A 15,266-nucleotide genomic window follows, 5' to 3' on the forward strand; every position below is an offset into this window, starting at 1 on the left:
AACTCCTCCCTGGAGAGGGAGGATAAAAATTATTTGCCAAACCAGCTTTTTACTTTTTCAAAAATTGAAGAGAAGTTCTTCTCTTGCGGTCTGCTCTCTACGCCAAAACTCTCTTGGAGTTTATGGAGCAATTCTTGCTGTTCTTGTGTGAGTTTTTGAGGGAAGATGAGTTTAACTTGTGCGATGAGGTTGCCATATTTTCCTGTATGAACATTTTTAAAACCTTCATTTTTAAAGACAAATTGCTCTTTGTCCTTAGTGCCTACATGGAGTTTGAGCTCTCTTTCGCCTCTTGGAGTCGGGATAGTTATAGCCTCTCCTAAGGCAGCCTGAGTAAAAAAGACAGGAACTTCCATATAGATATCGTCTTTATATCTAACAAAATGCTCATCCTCTTTGACATGCACATAGATATAAAGATCTCCACGCAGTCCCGATGGAGATTCATTTCCCTTCCCTTGGACGCGGATGCGGTTTTCATTGTCTATCCCTTCAGGGATATTAATAGTAATCTTTTCATGCTGGAGTGCATACCCTTGTCCACTACACTCTTGGCAACGCTCAGTTGCACTCTCCCCAGATCCGTGACATCGAGGACATGTTTGTGAGAATGTCATAAATCCTTGGCGATAGTATATTTGACCTCTTCCGTGGCATTCTGGGCAGGATTGGAGAATTCCATTTTTGGCTCCTGTGCCTTTACATGCAGGGCAGGGGGTTTTATACTCATACTCAATCTCTTTTTGTGTACCAAAGAGTGCCTCTTGGAAATCTATCTCTATCTCAATGGATATATCAAGTGGATACTTCTCATCACTTCTTGGTCTTCTACCAAATCCTCTGCCAAACGCCTGGCCAAAAACAGATTCAAAAAAGTCCATAATGTCTTCATAGCTGCTCTGCTCAAATCCACTAAATCCCTGATTTTCTAGACCACTTTTGCCATAGCGGTCATATAAAGCCCTCTTTTCTTCATCACTAAGCACTTGGTATGCTTCATTGATGAGTTTAAATTTCTCTTCAGCCTCTTTATCGCCTGGGTTTCTGTCTGGGTGGTATTTGAGAGCCAATTTTCTATATGCTTTTTTTATCTCTTCAAAAGATGCATTACGATCTACTTCCAAAATCTCGTAGTAATCAATATCCACCACAGTGGGTTCCTTTTAAGTTAATTTTAAGTTGAGTGATTATAGCAAAAAATTGTTTTAATTTGCTATAATTGGCGCAAAAAACGGGGTAGGGTGTGAAGCGTCATCTCAAGAAATTTTATAAGCTCGTAGAGGCCCTCGAGCTCTTACCTACAATAGGAAAGAAGAGTGCTACAAGGCTTGCTTTTTATATGGTATTAGAAAAGCCTATGGATGCACTCAAAATCGCGCATGCTATTGAGGAAGCGGTAAGTGATGTGCATAAATGCAGTCAGTGTGGGGGGCTCAGTGAAGATGAGATCTGCTATATCTGTAGCGATACTATGCGAGACAACACTACACTTTGCCTTGTAGAAAACCCTAAAGATATCTATGTAATCGAAGAGAGTGGCGAGTATAACGGCTACTACTTTGTCTTTGATAAGCTCAACCAGCAAAATATTGATAAGCTCAGAGAGGTTATCAACGCGCGGAAAACACAAGAGATAATTTTTGCATTTACCCCATCAATCCAAAGTGATGCACTTATACTCTATATCGAAGATCAATTAGGGGAGTATGATTTGCAGTTTACAAAGATTGCACAAGGAGTCCCTACTGGAGTCAATCTGGAAAATGTAGATACACTCTCTTTGTCAAAAGCTATAGCTGAGAGAGTAAATATATAAATTAATGAGATGTTACTACATCTTTTTGGTATAATGCGTCAATTTCAAAAAAGGGTATAAAAATGAGTTGGAGTCCAAGTAGTTGGAGAGACTTTCCAATCAAACAGCAACCAGAATATAAAAATTTAGATGAACTAAAAGCCGTTGAAGAACAGCTTAAAACTTTTCCTCCTCTTATTTTTGCAGGAGAAGCAAGAGAACTCAAAAGCCAGCTTGCGAAAGTTGCAAAAGGTGAAGCAATCCTCTTGCAAGGTGGAGATTGTGCAGAGAGCTTTGCTAATTTCAATGCTACAAATATTCGTGATCTTTTTAAAGTCTTGTTGCAGATGAATATGATTTTGATGTATGCAACAGGAAAGCCGGTAGTAAAGATTGGCCGCATTGCGGGACAATATGCAAAACCACGCAGTAGCGACTATGAAGAGATCAATGGCGTGAAGCTTCCGAGTTACAGAGGTGATATTGTTAACGATATTGCATTTACTCCTGAAGCGCGCGAGGCAAAACCTACAAAACTTCTCGAAGCATACTATAAAAGTGCTGCTACACTCAATCTCATTCGTGCCTATGCACGTGGTGGCTTTGCGGATTTGCGTGCGATTCACAAATGGAACCTGGAGTTTTTGCAAGGAAATGATCTTGAGAACAAGTTTGAAGAGCTTGCAGATAAGATCACCCAAGCTCTTAAATTTATGGAGGCTTGCGGTATCAATCCGGACAATACACCACAGCTGAAGCAGACTACCCTTTATACATCACATGAGGCACTCTTGCTTCCTTATGAAGAGGCACTGACACGTAAAGATAGCTTCACAGGCGAATGGTATGATTGTAGTGCCCACTTTTTGTGGATAGGTGATAGAACAAGGGATATTGATGGAGCACATGTTGAGTTTTTCAGAGGTATCAAAAATCCAATCGGTGTGAAAGTCGGACCGACTATGCGGCCAGATGAGCTGATAACTCTCATCGAAAAGCTCAATCCTGAAAATGAGCTAGGAAGACTTACTCTCATTGTGCGCATGGGTGCACAAAAGATTGGAGATATCTTCCCGCCACTCTTGCGTGCAGTCAAAAATGCAGGCAAAGAGGTGGTCTGGAGTATCGACCCAATGCATGGAAATACTTACAAAACTTCACAAGGGCTCAAAACGCGTGATTTTGAGAAGGTGTTGAGCGAGGTGAAGCAGTTTATCCAGATCCATAAAGCAGAGGGGACGATACCTGGTGGAATGCACTTGGAGATGACAGGTGGTGATGTGACTGAGTGTACAGGAAGTATCAGCTCAGGTATTACTGAAGAGCTTCTCAATAGTCGCTACCATACCCAGTGTGATCCGCGCCTCAATGCAAATCAGGCACTTGAGCTTGCATTTATGGTAGCCGATACTTTTAAAGATTTGCAAAAATGAAAAAACTGATACTTTTGGCAGTAGCTGCTATTTTTAGTTTTGCATTTGAAAACGTAGATGCTGCTGCATTTGCAAAACTTTTGCAGCAAAAAGATGTGGTAGTTTTGGATGTGCGCACGCCGCAAGAGTTTAAGGAGGAGCACATAAAGGGAGCAAATCTTATCCCTATACAGGTATTTCGCTACCTCTTTTTGGGTGGTAGGGGAATAAGAGATAAGAGTGTTCTTGTATACTGCCATAGCGGTAATCGCAGTGTGAAAGCGAGCAAATGGCTAGAATATTGGGGAGTTAAAAAAGTTTATAATTTGCGTGGTGGTATTTTAGAGTGGAAAGCCGCTAAGCTCCCACTTGTTAGAGAGTAAGCGCCTCTTTGGCAACTCTTGTAATCTCTTCTTTATTAAATGAAAAATCTGTAAAAATCTCAAATGCTAAAATCCCTTGGTAGAGGAGCATCTGGGTTCCATCTTTGTACGTAAGACCTAACTCTCTTGCCAAAGCCAAGAATGGTGTGAGCTTATTATAGATCACATCGACAGCGTATTTTGCCTCTTGCATGAGTGGTTTGAGAATCTTTTGTGGAGCTGGCAGAGCCTCATCTTTGAGCCCTGCGGAAGTTGTGTTGATAATAAGATCATATTTTTCTTGCTCAAACTCATCCCATGTATAGCATATAAATCCACGCTCTTTGAAAAATTGTAGACGTCCTGCGCTGCGATTGAGAATATGGGGATTGTAACCCTTTTCTTTGAGGTAGAGAGCGATCGCTTTGGCAGTCCCACCAGCTCCTAGTATGAGAATATTTTCAAATGCATACTCTTTGATACTTTCATAAAATCCTGGTGCATCTGTATTGTATGCATAGATTTTGCCATTCTTTTCATACCAGGTATTGACTGCTTCTACCTCTTTGGCTATACCATATACTTCATCAGCTAGCTTATAGGCCCACTCTTTGTGCGGGACTGTAATATTGATACCTTTGAGTGAGAGATCAAAGAAGCGCTCTTTGAGTTTTGCGCCATCTTCTACGACTATTTTGGTATAGCACCCATCAAATCCAAGCTTTTGGAAGAGGTAGTTGTGCATTTTAGGTGAGATCGAGTGAGCGACGGGATTGCCAAAGATTGCGTAGAGCTTCATTGAGCTAGCTCCTCAAGGGCACGTTTAAGTGCTCCAAGCTTGTTGTTGACTTCAAGATACTCAAGTTCTGGTTTGCTATCAGCGACAATGCCAGCTCCTGCCTGGAAAACTACTTCGTTCTCTTTAAGAAGTGCTGTGCGGATTGTAATTGCACTATCCATATCGCCATTGAAACCAAAATATCCTACGCTTCCACTATAATAGCCTCTTTTGAGTCCTTCAAACTCTGCAATAAGCTCCATAGCTCTAATTTTTGGGGCTCCTGTCATAGTTCCGGCAGTAAAGGTAGCCATGAAAAGATCAAACATGTCATACTTCTTATCCAAAACACCTACTACATCACTTACCATATGCATCACATGGCTATAGCGCTCTACGCGCATAATCTCTGGAACCTTCACAGATCCAGCCTTTGCCACACGACCCACATCGTTGCGCCCAAGATCTATGAGCATAACATGTTCGGCTACTTCTTTTGGGTCATTGAGCATTTCGAGTTCGAGTTCTTTGTCTTTGAGTGGAGTAGCTCCCCGTTTTCTTGTCCCTGCAATTGGGCGCAAAAGTATCTCTCCATCAGTAAGGCGCACCATCACTTCGGGGCTGCTTCCAGCTATTGCAAAATCATCGAACTCCAATAAAAAGAGATAGGGTGAGGGGTTGAGACTACGGAGCTTGCGGTAGAAGCTAAATCTATCAACGATAGCTTTTTGGGTGAGTCTATTGGATATGACAATCTGAAACACATCGCCACTGCGAATCATCTCTTTTGATTTTTTTACCATTTCAAAAAACTTCTCTTTTGAGTGGGCAAATTGTGGCTCACCCAAAAGTCTGGCTTTTTTGAGCGGATGGTATGTGTAGCTATCTTTGATGCTCTCTTCAACCTTTGCAAAAATATCATTAGCTACATGTTCTCTAGGTGTAATGAGTGAGAGGGTGGAGTTTTTATGTGAATAGGCGACGATAAGTTTTGGGCGTATCATATAAAAGTCTGGTGTGTGGAGAGTATCTTCAAGATTTAGCATAAAGGGTTTGAGAACCGGTTCAAACTCTTTAACCATATCATAGCCGATATAGCCTATAAATCCATCGACAAAGCCAACACCTAGCTCTTTGGATTTTTGTTTATAGGCTGCAAAGTCGATTTTTTTATAATACTTTTTCATAAAGAGCAAAGGATTGCTTGCTATCTCTTGTATGTTGCCTTGGATGTCTTTATAAAAACTCTTGCCATCCTGGCTCCAGATAGCCTCCTCTTCACCACAGACTATATAGCTAAAATTGCCATCGGTTGTATTGACAACGCTTTCAAAGAGGAAGCTCTTCTCACCCTCAAAGAGATCTTTTATCTTTTCATACAGAGCAATGGGTGTGAACTCATCAAGCATAAACTGCTTGGCAGCAATCATCGAGTAACCTTTGCGATGAATGCTCCTCTAGCTATATTTTTGCGCACTTTTGGCAAATATCTAGCAGCTTCGCTTCTGCTTGAAAAAGGACCTACATAGACTCTTTTGACCTTTTTGCCTTTGATAGTAAACTCCTTGATGATGTAAGTAAAACCAATTCTTTTGATTTTTGCCAAAAAGGCTTTATCTGGATCATACATCATAAATGCACCCACTTGAATATAGTAGTTGCCACTTTTATGCACTGGTTTTGGCTGCGGCTTAGGCGTTGCCGGTTTTGCTACTCGCTTAGCAGCACCTTTCTTTGCTTCTTTTGGTTTAGCAATTTTTTGTTCTGGTTGAGGTTTTGGTGCTGCAGGTTTTGTTTGATGAGTAGCACTCTGTTGGTTAACTTTGGTTGGTTTATTTTTAGATTTTTCTGTCTCCATTATCTCATTGAGAACTCTGTCTACTTCCTCTTGGTTAGATTGACTCTCTTCATTTGTAACTTTGCTGCTTTCATTCGTGATTGGAACCTCTTCAAAGTTCTCCTCTTGTTCACTATTTTCCTCGATTGCTTGTGTTGCTACAAGTTTCTCTTGTGGAGCACTGGATGATTCGGTCACCATCTTTACGATACTGATAACCACTATAAAAATTGAAATAACAAGAGCGCCTATAATTGCATAACGCTTGATTTTATCTTTTTTATCGTAATTTTCTAATACAATATCGTCAAGCTCATTGTGATGGAGCTCTTCTAAATCTTCAAAAGTCTCCTGGAGGTTCTCTTTATCCATATTGATGCCTTTGTATATTTTTTATATTATAGGTAAATTTGCTAAATTGTTTATGAAGAGGGGCAATAGCCCCAATAGGTGGTTAGTAAGTTGGCTGCGTATAGATAACAAATTTGCGAGCAAGTGCCACCATCTCCTCTTTGATTTTTTCTTGGAGATTGACATCTTGGATATTGTCTAATATATCTGCGATTTTATTCGCTATGAGTTCAAACTCTGCCTCTTTCATACCACGAGCGGTGAGCGCTGGACTTCCGATGCGAATTCCGCTTGTCACAAAAGGACTGCGAGTTTCCCCTGGAACTGTGTTTTTGTTGACTGTGATACCGGCACGTCCTAGAGCCTCGTCTGCATCTTTACCGCTAAAGTCTCTATCAAGAAAACTTACAAGTACGAGGTGGTTATCTGTACCACCACTGACCACATTGTAGCCTCTGTTCATAAGCACAGTTGCAAGAGTTTGGGCGTTTTTCTTCACCTGTTTTGCATACTCTTTCCAGTCTGGCTTGAGATTTTCTCCAAAACCAACTGCTTTTGCAGCTATTACATGCACAAGAGGTCCGCCCTGAAGACCCGGAAATATTGCACTATTGATTTTTTTGGCAATATCAGGATCATTGGTCATGATCATTCCACCGCGAGGTCCGCGGAGTGTTTTGTGTGTTGTAGTTGTGACAACGTCACAGTATGGAAATGGACTCGGATGTTCACCAGCGGCAACAAGACCTGCAATATGTGCGATGTCTGCCATTAATATCGCACCAACTTCATCTGCGATCTCTCTAAACTTCTTAAAATCGATAACTCTAGGATATGCACTCGCACCACACACAATGAGCTTTGGTCGCACAATTTTGGCAATATCTAGAACTCTATCATAATCGATCCAGCCCTCATCATTGACACCATAAAAAAAACTTTGATAGATTTTGCCACTAGCATTGACTTTTGCACCATGAGTGAGATGGCCACCGTGACTCAAATCCATTCCCAAAATCTTGTCATAGGGCTTGAGGAGTGCAAGATAGACCCCTTGGTTTGCCTGACTACCAGAGTGTGGCTGCACATTTACATATTCGCAACCAAAGAGTTTCTTGGCTCGCTCAATCGCTAGCTCCTCTACCGCATCCGCATATTCACATCCGCCATAGTAGCGTTTGCCAGGATACCCTTCGGCATATTTGTTTGTAAATATACTCCCCATCGCTTCCATGACGGCAGGGCTTGTGAAGTTTTCGCTTGCAATCATCTCAAGATGGTCAGTTTGGCGTTTGAGCTCTTTTTCAAGTATCTCATAAACTGCTGGATCGGCATTTTTTAAAAAATCCATCAACTCTCTCCTTTTTCTTGATTATTTCTATTCTCTTTTGGCAAAGGGCGCATAGCTGGGAAAAGAATCACATCGCGAATAGTGTGTTGATTTGTCAACAGCATCACAAGGCGGTCTATTCCTATCCCTTCTCCAGCAGTAGGGGGCATTCCATAGCCAAGTGCACGTACAAAATCCTCATCCATATGCATAGCCTCATCATCCACATCTTTTGCAGCAACTTGTGCTTTGAAGCGTTCATATTGATCGAGTGGATCATTGAGCTCATTGAAGCCGTTTGCTATCTCTTTGCCAGCAATGAAAAGCTCAAATCTTTCTGCAATATTTGGGTCGGTGTCACTACGTCTTGCAAGAGGACTGATGTCAATTGGAAAATGGGTGATGAATGTTGGATTGATAAGTTTTTCTTCTACAAAATTATCGAAAAGCTCTGCTTGCAATGCACCAAGACTCATTTTGTCTGCAAATTCTAGCTCGATGCCGTTTTCTTTGAGAAAAGTAATGATTTTGGCTCTATCTTCTACAACATCTTCTGGCACATTGCCGATCTCTATGATCGCATCTTTGTATTTTATCTTGTCAAATGGCGTAGAAAAGTCGATAGTATGTTCACCATACGGGAGCTTTTTTGGAAGTCCCAACTTATCAAAAAGGTAATCAAAGAGATCTTCAGTGAGTTTCATGAGATCTTCATATGTATGGTAAGCCCAGTAGAACTCTATCATAGTAAACTCTGGATTGTGCGTAGCATCCATACCTTCATTACGAAAATTGCGGTTGATCTCAAAGACAGCTTCAAAACCGCCTACAACAAGGCGTTTGAGATAGAGTTCTGGAGCAATACGCAAATATCTATCTACACCCAGCGCATTGTGGTGGGTAATAAATGGTCTCGCATTTGCACCACCTGGAATTGGATGCATCATAGGAGTTTCTACTTCCAAAAAGCCATGATCTTCAAAAAATTGGCGTATGAGACTTACGATACGGCTACGCATAACAAAGACTTTTTTCACATCTGGATTCATGATCAGATCGAGATATCTTTGGCGATAGCGTAGCTCTTTGTCTTGGAGACCATGATACTTTTCTGGCAGAGGAACGATAGCTTTTGTAACGAGATTGAGCTCTTTGACATGGAGAGTGAGTTCCCCTGTACGTGTTACAAAAGGATAGCCTATTGCTTCGATGATATCGCCAACTTCGATAAGCTTTTTGACCTTTTTAAACCAATCTTTCCCAAGTTCATCTTGATTGAAGTATATTTGTACTAGGCCGCTCTCATCCTCTATCTTTGCAAATGCGGCTTTACCCATATGGCGCAAAAACTTGATGCGGCCAGTGAGTTTAACGCAAACGCTCTCATCTTTTTTCTCTTCTCTCTCTTTTATATATGCAAATTTTTCTAAAAATTCGCTATTTTTTATCTCTTTACAAAAGCCATGCCCATAAGGATTGATACCCTCTTTGCGAAGTTCCTCGGCTTTTTGAATACGTTGCTGTTCATACTGGTTGTCAAATATCAACTACTGCTCCTTGCTAAGATTTGTTTCTATTGCTTCTTTGATCTTTTTTTCAACGATTTTTGATGTCTCATTTTTTATGTCAGTTTGTAACTCTTTGGTTGTCTGTGCTGTTTGCTCTTTAACAGGAGTTCCTATAAATTCTTGCGGTTTGAGTTTGATGATATAGCCGCCGGTTTTGACAAGAACTGGATAAAGTACAGAATTTTTAGTGTATTTTGCTATAAATCCTTTAAAAGCTTCGATACTTGAGACTGCATAGATTAATACTGCAATGATCAAAAAGATCTTCGCCCAGCCAAAGAGAAGTCCTAGGAGTTTATTGAGCATGCCCATGCCACTTGCATGGGTGAGTTTGGTGACTAGTGAGCCAAGAAGCACCATTGCAAGCCAGATTGTAAAGAGCCCTGTAATAAATCCTACAAATGTAAGAGCTGCTTCATTTTTGATAACAAAAATATTATCACTTATAAATTTGCCTATAACATCAGCGTAGCGGGAACCGTAGTAGATACCGCCTATTATTCCAGCAAGACCAAAAAACTCTTTGACAAATCCATCCAAGAGCCCTTTGAGTCCCAAAAAAAGGATTATTACTCCAACTACAATATCAAAAAAACTAATGCCATCCATTGGAATTCCTTAAAGATTTTTAATGAAATTGATCACCTCTTCGGGGCGATTAGAGTATTTGAGTGCTGTATCTTTATCTATAACGCGATCAAGAAGAAGCTTTTGCAATACCTTTGTCTGGGTCTGCATACCTGTATGTTGCTGTCCAAGCTGCATTTGTGAGTAGATCTGGTGCACTTTGTTTTCACGTATAAGGTTTGCAATAGCAGCGTTGTTGATGAGGATCTCATGGACAGCAATTCTTCCTCCACCAATTTTTGGTAGAAGTGCTTGAGAGATAACTGCTACGAGACTTGTGGAGAGCTGTGCACGGATTTGTGGCTGCTCATCTCCACTAAAAACATCGATGATTCTGTTGATTGTTCCTGGAGCTGAATTTGTATGGAGCGTACCAAAGACGAGGTGACCGGTTTCAGCAGCTGTGAGTGCTGCTTTGATCGTCTCTTGGTCACGCATCTCACCGATGAGGATTACATCTGGATCTTCACGGAGCGCATACTTTAAAGCTGCTGCATAGCTTTTGGTATCAAGACCAAGCTCTCTGTGAGAAAAGAGTGATTTTTTGTTAGGATGGATAAACTCCACAGGATCTTCTACTGTGATAATGTGCTTACGCTCTGTTTCATTGATCTCATTGAGCATCGCAGCAAGGGTTGTTGATTTACCGCTACCTGTAGGCCCAGTGACGAGGATAAGACCTTTTTCTCTTTTGATAATCTCTTTGAATATTTGTGGAGCACCCAGTGTATCGATGGAAGGAATTTCGGTAGGAATTATCCTAAAGGCTGCAGCCATCTCATCAAGAACTTTGTAGTAGTTGGCACGAAATCGTCCCACATTTGGGATAGAAAATGAAAAGTCAAGCTCAAAATTTTCCTCAAATTGTTTTTTTTGTTTTTCAGTAATGAGTGCGTAACAAAGATCTTGTATCTCTTTGCCAGTAAGTTGTGGAAGATTGAGAGGAACTAGTCTTCCATCAATTCTTACTTGTGGCTCACTGCGAGGTACAAGGTGGAGATCTGAGGCGTTATGTGCAGTAACTGTTTTAAACAAAGAGTTAATATCTACTTGCATTATAAACCTTATTCAATAATTTTTGGAACTACGAAAAATTGATCTATTGCTTTTGGTGCGTGTGAGAGAATCTTTTGTGCAATTGTTGGATCATTGTGTGGTTCATCTGCACGTAGTGGGGCTTGTGCATCGATGACATTGAATGTTGGAGGAATATTATCTAGATCTAGTTCATCCAAAACATCTACAAATGCTAAAAACTGGTTGAGATCATCTAAAACTTTTTCTCTGTGAGACTCATCAATCTGGAGCATACTTAAATTTTCTAGTCGTTGTAGCAGCTGCTCATCAATTTTTTGCATGCACACCCTTTAATTTTTTCAACATTTTACCATAAAATAAAGATTTGTTTGATAAGATTAAACCAACTTAATTGCCAAAAGGTGGAGATTTGAGTACGAAAGAGAATATTGAGTATATAAAACAGGAACTAAGCAGCGATGAGAAGCTTTTAGAGTCACTTCTGAAGGCCGAGCGCTTTTTGAAAAAGTATAAAAAACCACTACTTGCTGTAGTGATCATAGCAATAGTCGGTATTGTAGGTTATAGCGGTTATGAGTGGAAAAAAGAGTATGATTTGAGTGAAGCAAACAAAATATATGAGCATCTCTTAGCAAATCCAAACGATTTGCAATCTTTAGTCAAACTAAAAGAGAAGTCTCCAAAACTTTGGGCACTCTATCTCTATAGTCAAGCTGCAAAACAAAAGGATATAAAGGCTCTCCAGGCTCTTAGCAAGATAGATGACCCAATCATCAGCGATCTAGCGAGTTATCACCTTGCTGCTGCAAAAGCTAAGAGAGAAGATATCCATAACTATACGCTCTCTCACGAGATTCTCAAAGATTTCGCACTCCTTGATGAAGCGTATCTACTCTTTAAAGAGGGTAAAATCTCCCAAGCAAAACAGCGCCTTGCGCAAGTGCAGGATGAGAAAGTGAAGGGATTGTATGTGAAACTATTCAACCACTACGGGATAAAGGTAAATAAATGAAAAAAGTAGTAATTTTATTACTTACTGCACTTCTTTTTTTAGGATGTAGCAACAAACGCTATTTTGAGCCGCAAGAGGTAGCTGGGTATGTAGATTTTGACGGGACGCTTCCTGCAAAAATCGTGGATGTATTACGCGATGGAGCAACGCTAGACAATGGGCAGTTTATCTCAAGAGATGGTCTTGAAGATTATAAATTTCCACAAAATTTCATCTTCTTGCATAAATCTGGTGGATACTATATCGCAACAAGCAAGTGTGGCGAACTCCAAGTTGTAGATACTAAGAGTAAAAAACTTGTATTTGATAAGAAGTTTGATATGAAGACACCTGTTGCAGCATCTATCAAAGGCAACTACCTCGCGCTTGTTATGAGTGATAATACACTCATGCTCTATGACTTGTCATCTCAAAAAGTGGTGTATAGTTCTAAGCAAAAACCTGCAATTGCGGTAGATACAAAAGTCGCAAATCCCTTCTTTCTTGATTCTTTAGTGATTTTCCCTACGCTTGATGGAAAGCTTGTGGTAGTTGATCCGCGAAGCGCAAAAGAGGTGCGCAATATCGTAGTAGGAAGTGCAGAGCATTTCAATAATATTATTTTTTTAAATGTCATTGACGAAAAACTCATCGCAGCTACTCCAAACAGAATCGTCTCAATAAATCCGTCATTTATGAATTCACTTGATGTGGATTTAAGTGATGTGCTTTATGTCAAAGAGAGAGTCTACCTCCTAACAAAAGATGGACGCATTATCCTCACTGACCCAGAACTCAATCCTCTCAAACAGCGTAAGTTCCCATTTGCCCACTTTACTGGTGCTATTTATGGAGAGTATATCTATGTCATCGAAAAGGGTGGATATCTCTTAGCATTGGATAAGGATCTCAGAGCTAGCAACATCTTCTCTTTTGCTTCCACATTTGGAATCGGACAAGAAATAGATGAATATATTTTTACTTCCAAAGACAAAGTCTTCTACGCAGACAAATTCTTTAAACTCAACAAACTATGAGCCAGTGCAAAGAGTTTGGAAAAGAGTATGAGGCAGTTGATCCCAAGAATCTTGGGATCAAAAAACGCATAACTCTCTGTCACAAAGATGGTCAATGGATTGTTGTGCTCAAGCGCAAGAGCAGGGTATTGCAAAAGGATGCAAAAGAGCTGGTAGAGGCAATGAAAGGTAAAAGAGTGACAATCTATATCGATGCACCTCTCTGTTCAAAAGCAAAAAAGCTATTTGAAGATGCTGGTTGGAGAGTCAATGCTCTTATGTGATATTGGAAATAGTGGTGCGAAATTTTTTGATGGAGTGCGAGTCTGGAAAGAGAGTCTCCTAGGACTTGAAAAATATAGAAATAGACAGGTGTGCTATGTAAATGTAAACCTCAGGGCACACGCAATTATCAAAAATTTTGCCAAATGGGTCGATATTGCTCCACATGCAGAACTCGAAAGTGATTATGAGGGACTAGGGGTAGATAGGAAAGTTTTGTGCTCCTATTTTACTGATGGTGTGATAGTCGATGCTGGCAGTGCAATAACAGTCGATATAATGGAGCAGGGAAAGCATTTAGGTGGCTATATATATCCTGGAATCAAAGCTATGCACAAAGCCTATACATCTATTTCTAAGGCTCTAGATAAAGAGCCAGAGTTTCTGCCACCCAAAAAGATTGCGCGTAATACCGCACAAGCAATAGGATATGGTGTTTTGGCTCCATTGCTATGTGATATAAAAAGTTGGAACAAAAGAGTCTATATCACAGGAGGAAGCGGCAAGATACTCCGGCACTTTCTTCGCAACGCTACCTATGACAGACTCTATCTCTTTAAAGCCATGAAAAGTATTGTACAAAGGAAAAAACTATGTTAACGATCGCTTTACCAAAAGGGCGTATTGGGGACGATTCACTCGAAATATTTGCTAAGATTTTCGGCCAAGATTTTCGCTTTGCTGAGCGAAAACTGATACTCGAAAAAAATGGGTTTCGCTTCTTGCGTGTGCGTAGCCAAGATGTACCGGTCTATGTCTATCACCAAGCAGCTGATCTGGGAGTAGTGGGGCTTGATGTACTAGAAGAGAAGGGTCTTGATCTTGTGAGGCTCCTTGATCTTGGATTTGGAAAGTGTAGTGTGAGTATTGGGATCAAGGCTGATGAGGAGCTAGATTTCAGTAAGCCAAGCTACAAAGTTGCTACCAAAATGGAGAATATCACCCGAAAATTCTTTAGCAAAAAGGCAATCCCGGTAGAGATCATTAAACTCTATGGTTCTATTGAGCTTGCACCACTCGTAGGACTTGCTGATATGATAGTCGATATTGTGGAGACTGGAGAGACAATGAGGCAAAATGGTCTCAAGCCAGCCCTTGATATCATGCAAAGTTCAGCTTATCTCATCGCAAACAAAAACAGCTTCTATGCAAAAAAGCATGATATTTTGACACTTCACAACAAAATTGCTGAGGTGGTCAGTGGATCTTGATCTCTATGCAAAAGTAGAAGAGCTTTTAGGGTTTTTCCAAGAGCGTCAAAAACTCTATGATATCTATATCCAAAAACTTCTCTCTTTGGGTGTGAAGAGGGTTTTGGATGTTGGATGTGGCAGTGGTGTTTTTATGCAAGAGGCTCTCAAAACAGGCATCGAGATCGAAGGAGTTGACCTCTCATCTGAAATGGTCAAAAAGGCACAAAACTTAGGCCTCAAAGCCCAATGCATCGATGTATGTGAGGTAGATAAAAGATATGAAGCTGTAACTGCAGTCTTTGATGTAGTTAATTATTTAACTTCCAAAGAGTTGAAACGTTTTTTTAGATGTATACAAGATGTTTTAGAGCCTGGGGGCTATTTTGTCTGTGATATCAATACTCTTTTTGGATTTGAAGAGGTAGCGCAAGGGTGCATGCTTGTAGATAAAGAGAGTGCATGCGTGGGTGTTGATGCAGAGTTTGATGGTACAGTACTAACTACAAGTATAATATATTTTTATGCTAAAGATGGGTATTATCATAAAAAGAGTGGAGTGATTCAGCAGTATTATCACGATATAGAGCTGCTTAAAAATTTGGGACTTAAACTCATCGATATCGACTTTGTAACGATGTATGGTGAAGAAGTCGATAAAGCACTACTGACATTTCAAAAGGAATAGC

Annotated in this window: 18 protein-coding genes; 9 read left to right on the forward strand and 9 right to left on the reverse strand. The window is 40.4% G+C overall.

Annotation, left to right across the window (positions count from 1 at the left end; genetic code table 11):
• Positions 1–29: 29 nt before the first annotated feature.
• Entirely contained in the window at positions 30–1,151 is a 1,122-nt protein-coding gene (dnaJ, locus tag JG734_RS03605; RefSeq protein ID WP_201333667.1) for a molecular chaperone DnaJ, read from the reverse strand.
• A gap of 92 nt (positions 1,152–1,243) precedes the next feature.
• Here dnaJ and recR point away from each other — a divergent pair, with 92 nt between their 5' ends.
• The 3 genes from recR to JG734_RS03620 all read left to right on the forward strand — a co-directional run bounded on the left by recR (position 1,244) and on the right by JG734_RS03620 (position 3,590).
• Entirely contained in the window at positions 1,244–1,816 is a 573-nt protein-coding gene (gene recR, locus JG734_RS03610; protein ID WP_201333668.1) for a recombination mediator RecR, read from the forward strand.
• A gap of 62 nt (positions 1,817–1,878) precedes the next feature.
• Complete coding sequence (locus JG734_RS03615) at positions 1,879–3,228, forward strand: class II 3-deoxy-7-phosphoheptulonate synthase (RefSeq protein WP_201333669.1); 1,350 nt, start codon at positions 1,879–1,881, stop codon at positions 3,226–3,228.
• A complete protein-coding gene (locus JG734_RS03620; RefSeq protein WP_201333670.1) occupies positions 3,225–3,590 on the forward strand; it encodes a rhodanese-like domain-containing protein in 366 nt (121 codons plus the stop codon). Before JG734_RS03615 ends, JG734_RS03620 begins: the two co-directional genes overlap by 4 nt.
• On the opposite strand, the gene JG734_RS03625 is transcribed toward JG734_RS03620, so the two are convergent.
• The 8 genes from JG734_RS03625 to gatC all read right to left on the reverse strand — a co-directional run bounded on the left by JG734_RS03625 (position 3,580) and on the right by gatC (position 11,418).
• A complete protein-coding gene (locus JG734_RS03625) occupies positions 3,580–4,368 on the reverse strand; it encodes a shikimate dehydrogenase (protein ID WP_201333671.1) in 789 nt (262 codons plus the stop codon). The genes JG734_RS03620 and JG734_RS03625 overlap by 11 nt on opposite strands.
• Entirely contained in the window at positions 4,365–5,777 is a 1,413-nt protein-coding gene (locus tag JG734_RS03630; protein ID WP_201333672.1) for an anthranilate synthase component I family protein, read from the reverse strand. The genes JG734_RS03625 and JG734_RS03630 overlap by 4 nt, the downstream gene beginning before the upstream one ends.
• Complete coding sequence (locus JG734_RS03635) at positions 5,774–6,556, reverse strand: SPOR domain-containing protein (RefSeq protein ID WP_201333673.1); 783 nt, start codon at positions 6,554–6,556, stop codon at positions 5,774–5,776. Before JG734_RS03635 ends, JG734_RS03630 begins: the two co-directional genes overlap by 4 nt.
• Before the next feature lie 82 nt (positions 6,557–6,638).
• Positions 6,639–7,886, reverse strand: a complete 1,248-nt coding sequence (locus JG734_RS03640) for a serine hydroxymethyltransferase (protein ID WP_201333674.1) — start codon at positions 7,884–7,886, stop codon at positions 6,639–6,641.
• Positions 7,886–9,412, reverse strand: coding sequence for a lysine--tRNA ligase (lysS, locus tag JG734_RS03645; RefSeq protein ID WP_201333675.1), 1,527 nt, complete (start codon positions 9,410–9,412; stop codon positions 7,886–7,888). The genes JG734_RS03640 and lysS overlap by 1 nt, the downstream gene beginning before the upstream one ends.
• Positions 9,413–10,042 (reverse strand): CvpA family protein, encoded by a 630-nt coding sequence (locus tag JG734_RS03650; RefSeq protein WP_201333676.1) that lies wholly within the window; start codon positions 10,040–10,042, stop codon positions 9,413–9,415. It abuts the gene before it with no gap.
• Between the two features lie 9 nt (positions 10,043–10,051).
• Positions 10,052–11,116 carry a type IV pilus twitching motility protein PilT gene (locus JG734_RS03655; RefSeq protein ID WP_201333677.1) on the reverse strand — a complete coding sequence of 355 codons (1,065 nt, stop codon included), beginning with the start codon at positions 11,114–11,116 and terminating at the stop codon, positions 10,052–10,054.
• A gap of 8 nt (positions 11,117–11,124) precedes the next feature.
• Complete coding sequence (gene gatC / locus JG734_RS03660) at positions 11,125–11,418, reverse strand: Asp-tRNA(Asn)/Glu-tRNA(Gln) amidotransferase subunit GatC (RefSeq protein WP_201333678.1); 294 nt, start codon at positions 11,416–11,418, stop codon at positions 11,125–11,127.
• Positions 11,419–11,507: 89 nt separating this feature from the next.
• Between gatC and JG734_RS03665 the strand changes: the two genes are divergently transcribed.
• Genes JG734_RS03665 through JG734_RS03690 form a run of 6 tightly spaced genes read left to right on the forward strand, consistent with a single transcriptional unit; the run spans position 11,508 to position 15,265 of the window.
• Entirely contained in the window at positions 11,508–12,110 is a 603-nt protein-coding gene (locus tag JG734_RS03665; protein WP_201333679.1) for a tetratricopeptide repeat protein, read from the forward strand.
• On the forward strand, positions 12,107–13,126 hold the full coding sequence (locus JG734_RS03670) for a PQQ-binding-like beta-propeller repeat protein (protein WP_201333680.1): 1,020 nt from the start codon (positions 12,107–12,109) through the stop codon (positions 13,124–13,126). Before JG734_RS03665 ends, JG734_RS03670 begins: the two co-directional genes overlap by 4 nt.
• Positions 13,123–13,389: a hypothetical protein gene (locus JG734_RS03675; RefSeq protein ID WP_201333681.1), complete on the forward strand. Its 267-nt coding sequence runs from the start codon at positions 13,123–13,125 to the stop codon at positions 13,387–13,389. The genes JG734_RS03670 and JG734_RS03675 overlap by 4 nt, the downstream gene beginning before the upstream one ends.
• Positions 13,376–13,987, forward strand: coding sequence for a type III pantothenate kinase (locus tag JG734_RS03680; RefSeq protein ID WP_201333682.1), 612 nt, complete (start codon positions 13,376–13,378; stop codon positions 13,985–13,987). Before JG734_RS03675 ends, JG734_RS03680 begins: the two co-directional genes overlap by 14 nt.
• On the forward strand, positions 13,981–14,598 hold the full coding sequence (gene hisG / locus JG734_RS03685) for an ATP phosphoribosyltransferase (protein ID WP_201333683.1): 618 nt from the start codon (positions 13,981–13,983) through the stop codon (positions 14,596–14,598). Before JG734_RS03680 ends, hisG begins: the two co-directional genes overlap by 7 nt.
• Positions 14,588–15,265, forward strand: coding sequence for a class I SAM-dependent methyltransferase (locus JG734_RS03690; protein ID WP_201333684.1), 678 nt, complete (start codon positions 14,588–14,590; stop codon positions 15,263–15,265). The genes hisG and JG734_RS03690 overlap by 11 nt, the downstream gene beginning before the upstream one ends.
• The last annotated feature ends 1 nt before the right edge of the window (position 15,266 follow it).

The sequence above is a fragment of the Nitratiruptor sp. YY09-18 genome (assembly GCF_016593235.1).
Classification (GTDB): Bacteria; Campylobacterota; Campylobacteria; order Campylobacterales; family Nitratiruptoraceae; genus Nitratiruptor.

Coding starts and splice junctions, on each gene's coding strand:
- JG734_RS03615 (WP_201333669.1), top strand. CDS start 1,879: ATGAGTTGGAGTCCAAGTAGTTGGAGAGACTTTCCAATCAAACAGCAA.
- JG734_RS03620 (WP_201333670.1), top strand. CDS start 3,225: ATGAAAAAACTGATACTTTTGGCAGTAGCTGCTATTTTTAGTTTTGCA.
- JG734_RS03625 (WP_201333671.1), bottom strand. CDS start 4,368: ATGAAGCTCTACGCAATCTTTGGCAATCCCGTCGCTCACTCGATCTCA.
- JG734_RS03630 (WP_201333672.1), bottom strand. CDS start 5,777: ATGATTGCTGCCAAGCAGTTTATGCTTGATGAGTTCACACCCATTGCT.
- JG734_RS03635 (WP_201333673.1), bottom strand. CDS start 6,556: ATGGATAAAGAGAACCTCCAGGAGACTTTTGAAGATTTAGAAGAGCTC.
- JG734_RS03640 (WP_201333674.1), bottom strand. CDS start 7,886: ATGGATTTTTTAAAAAATGCCGATCCAGCAGTTTATGAGATACTTGAA.
- JG734_RS03650 (WP_201333676.1), bottom strand. CDS start 10,042: ATGGATGGCATTAGTTTTTTTGATATTGTAGTTGGAGTAATAATCCTT.
- JG734_RS03655 (WP_201333677.1), bottom strand. CDS start 11,116: ATGCAAGTAGATATTAACTCTTTGTTTAAAACAGTTACTGCACATAAC.
- gatC (WP_201333678.1), bottom strand. CDS start 11,418: ATGCAAAAAATTGATGAGCAGCTGCTACAACGACTAGAAAATTTAAGT.
- JG734_RS03670 (WP_201333680.1), top strand. CDS start 12,107: ATGAAAAAAGTAGTAATTTTATTACTTACTGCACTTCTTTTTTTAGGA.
- JG734_RS03675 (WP_201333681.1), top strand. CDS start 13,123: ATGAGCCAGTGCAAAGAGTTTGGAAAAGAGTATGAGGCAGTTGATCCC.
- JG734_RS03680 (WP_201333682.1), top strand. CDS start 13,376: ATGCTCTTATGTGATATTGGAAATAGTGGTGCGAAATTTTTTGATGGA.
- hisG (WP_201333683.1), top strand. CDS start 13,981: ATGTTAACGATCGCTTTACCAAAAGGGCGTATTGGGGACGATTCACTC.